Genomic DNA, 11,641 nt, shown 5'->3' with positions numbered 1-11,641 from the left:
CCCTGATCCCCAGTCCCCAATCCCCATAGTCCCCTAAGAAATGGCATTCGGCATCCAGCCGGCCCAGCCGGCCCCCAAAAAGTTTTACAACTCGATCACGGTCAGCCTGAGCTCGCCCGAGACGATCCTGGAGCGGTCGTTCGGTGAGGTCCTCAAGCCCGAGACGATCAACTACCGCTCGTTCAAGCCCGAAAAGGACGGGCTGTTCTGCGAGAAGATCTTCGGCCCGGTCAAGGACTGGGAGTGCCACTGCGGCAAGTACAAGCGGATCCGCTACAAGGGCATCATCTGTGACCGCTGTGGCGTCGAGGTGACCCAGAAGTCGGTCCGCCGCGAGCGGTTCGGGCACATCACGCTGTCCGTGCCCGTCGTCCACATCTGGTACTTCAAGAGCCTGCCGAACAAGATCGGCGCGCTCCTGGGCATGAAGTCCAAGGACCTCGACCGCGTCATCTACTACGAGGCGTACGTCGTGGTCAACCCCGGCGGCGCCGTCGCGCTCGGCATCGAGCAGGGCACGTTGCTGACGGAGAACGAGTACTTCGACGTGCTCTACCAGATCCGCGAGGACAACAACCGCCTGGCCGACGACGACCCGGAGAAGTTCGTTGCCATGATCGGCGGCGAGGCCGTCGAGGAGCTGCTCAAGCGCCTCGACCTCGACTCGCTCGCCGTCGAGCTCCGGTTCCAGGCGCGGACGGAGACGTCGCAGGCCCGCAAGGCGGAGTCGCTCAAGCGGCTCGGCATCGTGGAGGCCTTCCGCAGCGCCAACTCCCGCCTGGAGAACCGTCCCGAGTGGATGGTGATGAAGGTGGTCCCGGTGATCCCTCCGGAGCTCCGCCCGCTCGTCCCGCTCGAGGGCGGCCGGTTCGCCACGTCGGACCTCAACGACCTCTACCGGCGCGTCATCATCCGGAACAACCGGCTGAAGCGCCTGATCGACATCAAGGCCCCGGAGGTCATCCTGCGCAACGAGAAGCGCATGTTGCAGGAGGCCGTCGACTCGCTGTTCGACAACTCCCGCAAGGCGAATGCCGTCCGCTCGGACAGCAACCGCGCGCTGAAGTCGCTGAGCGACATGCTCAAGGGCAAGCAGGGCCGGTTCCGCCAGAACCTGCTCGGCAAGCGCGTCGACTACTCCGGCCGGTCGGTCATCGTGGTCGGCCCGGAGCTCAAGCTCCACCAGTGCGGCCTGCCCAAGCAGATGGCGGTCGAGCTGTTCAAGCCGTTCATCATCCGCAAGCTCATCGAGCGCGGCATCGTCAAGACGGTCAAGTCCGCCAAGAAGGTGGTCGACCGCCGGACGGCCGACGTGTTCGACATCCTGGAGAAGGTCATCGACGGCCACCCGGTGATGCTCAACCGCGCGCCGACGCTGCACCGCTTGGGCATCCAGGCGTTCCAGCCGGTCCTCATCGAGGGCAAGGCGATCCGACTGCACCCGCTCGTGACCACGGCCTTCAACGCCGACTTCGACGGCGACCAGATGGCCGTCCACGTGCCGCTGTCGCACGACGCGATCCTGGAGGCGAGCATCCTGATGCTCGCGTCGCACAACATCATGTCGCCCGCGCACGGCGGCCCGGTCGCGGTGCCGTCGCAGGACATGGTTCTCGGCATGTACTACATGACGAAGGACCGCGCCGGTGAGAAGGGCGAGGGCATGACCTTCTCCTCGACCCAGGAGGTCCGCCAGGCCTACGACCAGGGCACCGTCGCGCTCCACGCCCGGATCAAGCTCCGCTTGCGCGAGGACGAGTTCATGGGCGACGCCCAGGCCGGCGAGATGATCGACACGGCCGTCGGCCGCGCGCTGTTCAACGACATCGTGCCGGATGGCGTCGGGTACATCAACCAGGTCCTGACCAAGAAGAACCTCCGGGGCATCATCTCGGGCGTCTTCAAGGCCACCAACTTCCCCAAGACGGCCCGCTTCCTCGACGAGGTCAAGGACCTCGGCTTCGGGCAGGCCATGCTGGGCGGGCTGAGCTTCTCGCTGTCCGACATCGTGGTGCCCGAGGCCAAGTTCACGCTTCTTAAGGAGGCGGAGGACAAGGCCGACGACATCCGCTCGAACTACGAGATGGGCTTCATCACCGAAGCCGAGCGGTACAACCAGGTCATCGACGTCTGGACGTCGACGAACAACGACATCGCGACCGTCCTCTACGACGCGCTCAAGGAGGACCAAGACGGGTTCAACGCCATCTACATGATGGCCGACTCCGGCGCCCGTGGCTCTCGTGAGCAGATCCGCCAGCTCGGCGGCATGCGTGGCCTGATGGCCAAGCCGCAGAAGTCGCAGGCCGGCTCCGCGGGCGCGATCATCGAGAACCCGATCAAGTCCAACTTCAAGGAGGGCCTGTCGGTCGCCGAGTACTTCATCTCGACGCACGGTGCCCGCAAGGGCCTGGCCGACACGGCGCTCAAGACAGCCGACGCCGGTTACCTGACGCGCCGCCTCGTCGACGTGTCGCAGGACGTGTCGATCCAGTCCGAGGACTGCGGCACGCTCCGCGGCGTCCGGATGGAGGCGCTCAAGGACAACGAGGACATCGTCGAGTCGCTCCGCGACCGCATCGTCGGCCGCGTGTCGGTCCACGACGTGCGCGACCCGGAGACCGAGGAGATCATCGTGCGCCGGGACGACCGGATCACGGACGAGATCGCAGACCAGATCGCGGCCACAGCCCTTGAGGTCGTCGAGATCCGCTCGGTGCTGGCCTGCGAGGCCACGCGCGGCGTGTGTGCCCTGTGCTACGGCCAGGACCTGGCGAATGGCCGGATGGTGCAGCGCGGCGAGGCCGTGGGCGTCATCGCGGCCCAGTCGATCGGCGAGCCCGGCACGCAGCTCACGCTGCGCACCTTCCACATCGGTGGTACCGCCTCCCGCATCGCGGCCGAGTCGACCATCGAGTCGAAGTTCGGCGGCAAGGTGACGTTCGAGAACCTGCGGACCGTCAAGTCCGGCACGGGCAAGGACGCCAAGGTGATCGCTCTCGGGCGGTCGGGCGAGGTCCGCATCCTGGACGCCGACGGCAAGCAGCGCATCGCCTACACGATCCCCTACGGCGCCGACGTCGCCGTCAAGGAAGGGAAGATGATCGAGAAGGGTGACGTGATCGCTACGTGGGACCCCTACAACTCGGTCATCGTGGCCGAGACGAAGGGCACCATCCGTTTCCAGGACGTCATCGAAGGGACGACGTATCGCGAGGAGTCGGACGAGCAGACCGGCTTCCGCGAGAAGGTCATCACCGAGTCGCGCGAGCGGACGCTCACCCCGGCGCTCGTCGTCGAGGGCAAGGGCGGCCGTGAGTACACGATGCCGGTCCGGGCCCGTCTCCAGGTCAACGCCGGTGACGTCATCGAGGCCGGCTCGGTGCTCGCGAAGCTGCCGCGCCAGTCGGCCGGCACGCGAGACATCACCGGTGGTCTGCCGCGGGTCATCGAGCTCTTCGAGGCCCGCCAGCCGTCCGACCCGGCGGTCGTGACGGAGATCGACGGCGTCGTCAGCTTCGGCGGCCGCAAGCGCGGCTCGCAGGAGGTCATCGTGACGTCCCGCGACGGGGCGACCGAGAAGACGTACCTCGTCTCGCTCTCGAAGCACCTGCTCGTCCACGAGAACGACTTCGTCCGTGCGGGCGAGGCGTTGTCCGACGGCCAGATCTCGCCCCAAGACATCCTGGCGATCCTCGGGCCCACGGCGGTCCAGGAGTACCTCGTCAACGAGGTCCAGGAGGTCTACCGCCTCCAGGGCGTCGGCATCAACGACAAGCACATCGAGGTGGTGGTCCGCCAGATGATGCAGAAGGTCCGGATCACCGACCCGGGCGACACGCCGTTCCTGGAGGACGACTTGGTCGACCGGCTCGCGCTGGAGGCCACCAACGACGCGCTCTACGACAGCTTCGTGGTCGTCGTCGCCAGCGAGTCCGGCTTCCAGATCGGCCAGTCGATCTCGCGCCGCCAGCTCCGCGAGGCCAACTCGCAGCTCAAGCGCGACGACAAGCCGGAGATGGAGGTCCGCGAGGCCGAGCTGGCGGTCGCCGAGCCGGTGCTCTTGGGCATCACGCAGGCCGCCCTCAAGACGGACTCGTTCATCTCGGCCGCCTCCTTCCAGGAGACGACCAAGGTGCTCACCGAGGCCGCGATCGCGGGCAAGTCGGACAGCCTGCTCGGGCTCAAGGAGAACGTCATCATCGGGCACCTCGTCCCGGCCGGGACGGGCCTGCGGAAGTACCAGGACATCGTCGTGGGCAGCCGTCAGGAGCTCGAAGCGCTCCAGGCCACGCAGGACGCGCTCGACCGCGGCCTGTCGACCGGCGACGGCGACTTCCTCGGTGCGCCGACCGCTCCGGCGGCCGACGACGAGACGCTCGCGGAGATCAACCGCCGTCTGGGCTAGCCCCCTCCGGCTCCTCGCTCGAACGGAACCGACGCCCCGGTCGCCTCGTGCGGTCGGGGCGTCGGTCGTTGGTGAGGACGAGCGCCCGCCCGGGCGCGAGCGACTTCGGAACCAGGTCCGACGTTCGATCAGAGCTATGGACCCTTGACTCGATGACTCTCGACCCTTCCGATCCCACTCTGGTCCCCCCCGGCGGGGCGCCCCCCCCCCTGGAGGAGGGGTGGTATGCGACGGCGAGTCGCCTGCCGCGCCGCGATCAGCATGTCCGGGTGAAGACCGCCAGCGGACACTTCCCGGTGGCGCGGTTCGAAGTGGCCTACACCGAAGACTGGCCGGCTGGGGCGTCCTGGGTGCTGGGCCCCGAGCAGCACCTCCCGTTCGGAGGCGTGGTGGCGTGGTCGCCCGACGTCGACGCCCCGCCGCCGCCGCCCGACCCGGAGCAGGTGGAGGAGCCTGGGCCCGAGGCCCTCGCGCCTCCGCCGCCGAACGCCCTCGGAGTGGAACTGCGCGTCGAGGTCGAGCGCACAAAGGACGTGCTGAGGCTGCTGCCACAAAACCTGATGGACTGGTCGCCCCACCCCGACATCCCGACCCTGTCCACCCTCGCCCTGCGTACGGTGCGCATCGCTGCCCGGATCGGCTGGATGCTCGACCTCGACGAGGTCGAGCTGTCGTTCGAGCCCGACGTGCCGGAATTCGAGACGGTAGACCAGATCTTCGTGTCGTACAGCGCGAACGCTGAGGAGGTGGCCTCGTTGCTGGCGGACCTCGACGCCGATCGGTTGAGCCAGGCCTGGCGACTGGTGCGCAATGGCGGACTGGTGGCCGAAATGCCTCGGGGCAACGCCCTTCGCTGGTACGGCCTGACGCCGCTAATCCACCACCGCGCCGAGATCTCGATCATGCTGCGCGCGCTCGGGATCCACCCGCCGCATCTGTATCCCGGCTGGGCCTTCGCTGATGCGGTGGCCGGTGAGCGGTGGGATGTTCCGCCCGGCGCCGCTCCTTCAGGCGCTGTCCCTGGGGTGGAGCGCTGACAGAGTAGCGCGCGGCGGTGGGGCATTCGACAGGCTGCGTCGGCAGGCCCCGAGGGGCTCGGGAGGGCGGTCCCTGTCCACGGCTTGCGGGGCTATCGTGTTGTCCGAGCCCCCCGCGACCGATGCTACGATTCGTCCCCGTCCTGCTCGTCCTCGCCCTTGTCTGGGGCTGCGATTCGGCCGGGCCCGAACCGGGGCCCTCGGCAGGACTCGTGACGAGCCTGATCGTCACCCCCAACCCGTCGGGTGCGGCTCCGCTGTCCGCGCTCGCGTCGCTCATGACGACGGAGCCAGTGACCGTCGAGGTGACCGTCGAGGGCCGCGGCGGACCGGCGACCGAAATGCGGCACCGCACCACGGTGGCGGCGACCTCCCAGACGATCCCCCTGCTCGGCCTGTACCCGGGCTCCGAGACCTCCGTGCGTCTGGATCTGCTGGCGCCGGACGGGCGCGTGCTGGAGACCCGCCAACTCGCCGTGGCCGCGCCGCCGTTGGCGTCCGACTTCCCCGAGATCACGGTCGACGTACCGCCCGGGTCTGGCGTGAGGCCGGGCGTGACCGTGGTGAGCTACTTCGGGCACGACGGGAGCACCACGCCGCAGCGGGTCTTCGCCTACGACGCGGCCGGCGCCATCCGCTACGTGCTCGACTTTACCGGCCACCCCGACCTCGGCTCCCTGTTCTTCGACGACGGCGTCTCGCGGCTCGCGAACGGCCACTGGCTGGTCCCGGACCGAAGCTCGAACCGCGTCTACGAGGTGGACCTATTGGGGCGTGTGGTCCGCTCCTGGCCGTTCCAGGGCGTCCGCTTCCACCACGAGGTGCTCGAGCTCCCCTCCGGCAACCTGCTGGCGACCGTCGACCGGGAGGGGGCGTCGACGGTCGAGGACGTGCTCGTGGAACTGGACCGGGGGTCGGGAGCCGTCGTCACCGAGTGGGACCTCACCCGGTCACTCGACGCCTCGCGCCGGTCCTGGCCGACCCCGCTCGCCGACCTCGACGTGGATTGGTTCCACGCCAACGGCGTCGCCCACGACCCGGTCGACGATGCCATCGTGGTGTCCGGCCGGACGCAGGGGGTCGTCAAGCTGACGCGGACGAACCAGGTCCGCTGGATCCTGGCTCCGCACCGGGGGTGGCGACAGGCGGGAGACGGCACGGACCTCTCGTCGAAGCTCCTCCAACCCCTCGACGCGACGGGCACCCCCATCACCGACCCCGCCGTCCTCGAGGGCACCGCGCGGCACCCGGACTTTGAGTGGGCGTGGTACCAACACGCCCCCGAGGTCCTGTCAGGCGGGCGGCTCCTCCTGTTCGACAACGGCGACAACCGGGGCTACGGCTCGGGCGGCACCTACAGCCGCGCGGTGCTCTTCGCGATCGACGAGCAGGCGATGACCATCCGCCAACTCTGGGCCTACGGGCGTGACCGGGGCACAGAGACCTACTCGCGCATCGTCTCGGACGTGGACCTCCACGAGCCGGAGGGCGTCGTGGTCTTCGCACCGGGCGCCGTGGGCGGGCCGGTCGGGAAGGTCGTGGAGGTTTCGATGGCGACCGGGGCGGTGCTTGCCGAGGTCACCATCCGCCCTCCGCAGGCGCCGTTCGGCATCACCTTCCATCGCGTCGAGCGGCTACCGCTCTACCCCGCGCCGTAGGCGTTGCCCGGATCCCGAACTCGTAGTTGACAGATCTCGCGCCGCCCCGGGACGCAGAGACTCCTGACACAGCGCATCGAAGCCGCTGAGCCCACCAGTTCGGTGATCTAGGCTCAATGCGGAAACGTCAACTTGTCATCCTGAGCGCCGGCGCGCCCAGAGGGAAGGTGTATCCAAGGATCTCGACACCATCGCGTAAAGCCCTCGAATCGGGCCCTGCTGAGCGTTCGGCCTCGTGTGGAGATCCTTCGCTCCGCTCAGGATGACAGGTCAGGGGAGTGTCCGCACCAGGCCTAGCGCTTCGCGGCCCGCGCTACGCCAAGAGCCTCCCGCGCCCACGCGAGCAACGCGTCGTCGTCGTCCATGACCGAGGCTGGGACGCGCCAGTAAGGCATCTTGCCCGTGCGCTCGGCCCCCTCGGTCTCGATCCGCTCCCGGGTCGTGTCGTCGGCCTTGAGCGCCAGCGCGCCGTCGGAGGTGACCATGCCGAACATGATGCCCTCGGCGAAGAGGCCGTGGCCGCCGAACATCGACGTGGACGTGGTGCCGAGGGGGGCCAGGCGGTCCGCAAAGTGTAATGCGGCGGCGGCGGCGGCATGTGTGCCGCGGGCTCCTTTGGTTCCCATGGTGGAGGAGGGGTGGACCGGTAAGCTAGGGGCGGATGTCTGCGGGCGAGGGCCCGTAGCCACTACTCTGGCGTGGGCGGGCAGAGGATCGGGGCGGGCCGCGATCCAGCCTGACCCTTCGGGGACCCCGGATCGGGGAATGCCCCAGAAGCTGGGGTATGTGCAAGCGCCCTTTGGAAGGGGGCGTCGCCTTCGATAAGCCAAGGGCCGTTTGTACCCGGCGGCATCCCACCCAAGCAATCCGCTGGAGGCACCCACCATGGCCGAGGTTATTCCTACGACACCCCATGCCGGTGGCCCAAGGGCCCGGCCCAGCGGGGAGGCGACGTGGCTCGATCCCAAGAGCCGGCTCCCGCGCTCAGCCCAGCTCGTCCAGATCCTGACCACGCGCGGCTCGCGCCATGCCGCGCGGTTCGAGGTGGCGTACACGGAGATGTGGCCGGAGGGGGCCTCGTGGACCCTCCAGCAAACGGGGGCCGCCGTCCCGTTCGAGGACGTGGCCGTGTGGTCGCCCGACGTCGGCGCCCCGAGACCCGGGTTGGCGCCTTCGGCGGAGGGCGGCTTGACCACCGTCGGTCCGGCCGGGGCACCGCCCGCCATCGCCAGCGAGATCGTGACCGAGATCGTGCGGACAGGCAACATGCTCCGCCAGATCCCCCACGCCCACCTCGACTGGTCGCCGCACCCGCAGGTCCCGACGCTCCGCACGCTGGCACTCCGCCTGGTGCGCATCGTCGCCCGCGTCGGCTGGATCCTCGACCTCGACTCGATCGAGCTGACCTACGAACCGGACCTGTCTGAGCTGCGGACCATCGATGAGATGGTGACGACGTACCTCGCCAACCAGCGGGCCGTGCGCCGGCTGGCGGCGGAGACCGACGGGGCCACCCTCCGCGAGATGTGGCAGCTGGAGCGCAACGGCGCCGTTGTCGTGCGCCTCGCTCGCGGCAACGCCGTGCGGCTGTTCGGGCTGGTGCCCATCGTCCACCACCGCGCCGAGATGGCGCTGATGCTGACCGCGCTGGGCATCCGCACGGAGCACCCGTATGCGCCGTGGGCATTCGAGGACCCGGTGGTCGCGCCCGCCGCGTGGGGCGAGGCCGCCCACGGCGCCCCAGCCCTCATGCCCGCCGGCATCGTTTAGACATCGATACGGGCGACGGCCCCGCCGTCGCTCGCTAGCGGACGACGGCCGTGGCCGTACACCGCTGTGGCCTCCCGGAACACCGTGGCATGGAGGTCCGCGGTGGCGACGGCCAACGTCTCCGGCGCCTCGCCCGGCGTCCGCCGCGCGGCGTAGCCGCCCGAGAGCAGGAGGCAGAGCGGGACCCCGGCCGCCCGCACCGTCTCACTGACCAGCCGGTCGCGCGCGGCCAGTCCCTCGTGTGTGAGCGCCAGCCGCCCGAATCGGTCGCCCTCGACCACGTCGACGCCCGCCAGGTACACCACCACGTCGGGGGCCGCTGTCGCCAGCGCCTGCCCGAGCGCTTGGGCCACGACGGCGAGGTAGGCGTCGTCGCCGGTCCCATCCGCCAGTCCGATGTCGCGCGTCGAGGGCGGCTTCTCGAAGGGAAAGTTGCGAGTGCCGTGGACCGACAGCGTGTACACGCCCCCCGCTGGCCACGCCCGGTCGCCGCCGAAGTAGCTCGCGGTGCCGTTGCCCTGGTGCACGTCGAGGTCGACGACGAGCGCGCGACGGATCCAGCCAGATCGCTGCAGCGCGCGCAGGGCGACGGCCACGTCGTTGAGGACGCAGAACCCTTCGGGGCGGTCGGGCATCGCGTGGTGTGTGCCCCCGGCGAGGTTGCCCGCCAGCCCGTCGTGGAGCGCCATCAGGCACGCGTTCAGGGTGCCCTGCACCGCCAGCCGGCTCCGGCGGACCAGCGCGGGGCTCTGGGGCAGCCCCATCCGTCGCTCCTCCGCTTTCGAGAGCGTGCCTGCCGCCAGCGCGTCGAGGTACCGCGGTGTGTGGACGAGCAGCAGGTCCGCCCAGTCGGCCTCGCGTGGGGCCACGACATCGGCAGCGGCGATCACGCCCTCCGCCAGCAGCGTGTCGTGGAGCGCCGAGAACTTCCCCATGGGGAAGGCGTGGCGGGGCGGGAGCGGGACGACGTAGTCCGGGTGGTACGAGACGCGCACGATGCGGGCGAGGGGAGAGGCCGGGCGCCGTGCGCCACGTTCCGGTGCCTGGGCTGGCCCGTCTACTCTTGGCCTTGGGGCGCGCGCAGATCGTCGAGCGCCGGCGTCAGGGTCAGGCCGGTCCGCTGGGCGACGACGTAGGCGTCGAACGCGGTCGTCTCGTACGCCTCCTCGTGGACGTACTTCAGGACGTAGAGGAACGTCTCGGCGTCGGTGTAGCCCGGAAACTTGGTGATCAGCGCGCCATCGGTGTCCACGAAGACGCTGGTCGGCGTGCCGCTGATGGCCATCGCCTGCCCCAACTCGACGCCTGTCACCGAGGCGTTGAAGAACTGCATCGTGGTCTCGTCCTCCAGGTCCAGCCGCGTCGGGGCGTAGTGCTCGTTCAGGTAGGCCTGCACGGCGTCGTCGGTGAAGACGTTCGCGTCGAAGCGAGCGCAGTAGCCGCACCACGAGGCGTAGCCGTAGACCAGGATCACACGATCCTCCGCCTGAGCCTTGGCAATCGCCTCCTCCATCCCGAACCAGACCGGGGCGTCGTCGGGCACGACGGACGCGTCGACCTGCGCCAGGGCGACGGGCGCGAGGGCCAGGGACAGGGCGGCGAGAAGAACCTTGGTCATGCGAGGAGACGGTCGAGGAGGTGGCGGAACGTGTGCCGGCCGCGCGTCCATGTGTAGGGCGCCAGCGCGGCGTGTGCGTTTTCCGTCCACTGCGCCCGGACGGCCGGGTCGAGCGAGCGGCGCAGGGCATCGGCGACGGCCTCAGGATCGGCCGGGTCGGCGAGGACGCCCACGCCCCGGTCGACGACGGCCCGGATCTCGGGGAGCGGGCTGGCGAGGACCGGGACGCCGGCCGAAAGGTACTCGAACAGCTTGTTGGGCAGGCTCAGGCGCAGGCTCTCCGTCAACGGTTCGATGAGGCACGCGCCGAGGTCGGCGCCCGGCGTCAGCGCCGCGAGCCGGTCGGGCGGGACGAATGGCGACACGACGAGTCGGTCGCCCAACGTCGGTCCGGCCGCCTCCACCTCCTCCGCCAGCGCCCCCTCGCCGATGCACACCAGCCGCGCCTCGTCGACCCGGCGCACCGCCTCGACGAGCGCCCGCAGGCCGCGGCCCTCGCGAAACAGGCCCTGGTACAGCACCACCATCCGGCCGTCGTCGGGAAGGTGGAGCGCACCCGCCAGCGCGGTCCGGTCCGGCGCGGGCTCGGGCTCGGGCTCCGGGGCGTTGTACAGGACGATGGGCCGCTCGATGCCGTACGTCGCCGCCAGCCGGTCGGCGATGGCGTCGCCGACGGTCAGCACCGCGTCCGCCCGGCCGATGTACCGGCCTTCGAGCGTGCCCCACACACGGCCGACGAGTGGCCGGCCGTGCGTGGAGTCCAGCGCCGCGTACAGCTCGCGAGAGTCGTACACCAACGCCCCGCCGTGGCGCTTCGCCGCGGTGGCCAGGGCGGGCAGGCTGTAGAGGTCGCTGGCGAGGTAGAGAGCGGCGGGCGTCGCGAGTGCGGCCGAGCGGAGGGCCCGGTGCGCCCGCCAGAAGCCCCGGGGGCCGCCCCCGTCCGCCGGCAGCACGTGAACGGTCGCGTCGACCGCCTCCAGGTCGCGGAGCGGCGCCGTCTGCAACACCGTCGTGGCCACGCCCGCGTCGGCGAGCACGCGAAGCTGGCGGAGCGCGCGGGACGAGCCGGTGACGTCGCCCACGAGGGCGAACACAGCGGTGCGGTTGGAAAGAGACACGGGCGTGGGCAGACGAAACGGAACGTCGCAAC

The 11,641-nt window shown here is 69.8% G+C and carries 8 protein-coding genes; 4 read left to right on the top strand and 4 right to left on the bottom strand.

The window, feature by feature from the left end:
- The first annotated feature begins 40 nt into the window (after window positions 1-40).
- From rpoC to ACLII4_RS13280, 3 genes are all read left to right on the top strand, one after another.
- Window positions 41-4,408, top strand: coding sequence for a DNA-directed RNA polymerase subunit beta' (gene rpoC / locus ACLII4_RS13290; protein ID WP_412067886.1), 4,368 nt, complete (start codon window positions 41-43; stop codon window positions 4,406-4,408).
- A 269-nt stretch (window positions 4,409-4,677) separates the two neighbouring features.
- Window positions 4,678-5,445: a DinB family protein gene (locus ACLII4_RS13285; RefSeq protein WP_412067885.1), complete on the top strand. Its 768-nt coding sequence runs from the start codon at window positions 4,678-4,680 to the stop codon at window positions 5,443-5,445.
- 122 nt (window positions 5,446-5,567) lie between these two features.
- Entirely contained in the window at window positions 5,568-7,103 is a 1,536-nt protein-coding gene (locus ACLII4_RS13280; RefSeq protein WP_412067884.1) for an aryl-sulfate sulfotransferase, read from the top strand.
- Window positions 7,104-7,396: 293 nt separating this feature from the next.
- On the opposite strand, the gene ACLII4_RS13275 is transcribed toward ACLII4_RS13280, so the two are convergent.
- Entirely contained in the window at window positions 7,397-7,729 is a 333-nt protein-coding gene (locus ACLII4_RS13275) for a TfoX/Sxy family protein (RefSeq protein WP_412067883.1), read from the bottom strand.
- A gap of 259 nt (window positions 7,730-7,988) precedes the next feature.
- Here ACLII4_RS13275 and ACLII4_RS13270 point away from each other — a divergent pair, with 259 nt between their 5' ends.
- A complete protein-coding gene (locus tag ACLII4_RS13270) occupies window positions 7,989-8,873 on the top strand; it encodes a hypothetical protein (RefSeq protein WP_412067882.1) in 885 nt (294 codons plus the stop codon).
- Here the strand turns inward: ACLII4_RS13270 and ACLII4_RS13265 are convergent.
- The 3 genes from ACLII4_RS13265 to ACLII4_RS13255 form a co-directional block, all read right to left on the bottom strand.
- On the bottom strand, window positions 8,870-9,868 hold the full coding sequence (locus ACLII4_RS13265) for a histone deacetylase (protein ID WP_412067881.1): 999 nt from the start codon (window positions 9,866-9,868) through the stop codon (window positions 8,870-8,872). The two genes, ACLII4_RS13270 and ACLII4_RS13265, sit on opposite strands and share 4 nt — an antisense overlap.
- A 62-nt stretch (window positions 9,869-9,930) precedes the next feature.
- Window positions 9,931-10,491, bottom strand: coding sequence for a thioredoxin family protein (locus ACLII4_RS13260; RefSeq protein WP_412067880.1), 561 nt, complete (start codon window positions 10,489-10,491; stop codon window positions 9,931-9,933).
- Window positions 10,488-11,609, bottom strand: coding sequence for a glycosyltransferase (locus tag ACLII4_RS13255; RefSeq protein WP_412067879.1), 1,122 nt, complete (start codon window positions 11,607-11,609; stop codon window positions 10,488-10,490). The genes ACLII4_RS13260 and ACLII4_RS13255 overlap by 4 nt, the downstream gene beginning before the upstream one ends.
- Window positions 11,610-11,641: the final 32 nt, after the last annotated feature.

The organism is Rubrivirga aquatilis (assembly GCF_046845665.1).
Classification (GTDB): Bacteria; Bacteroidota; Rhodothermia; order Rhodothermales; family Rubricoccaceae; genus Rubrivirga.
The sequence above is the reverse complement of the archived record's forward strand: the minus strand, read 5'-3'. Positions and strand labels throughout refer to the sequence as shown.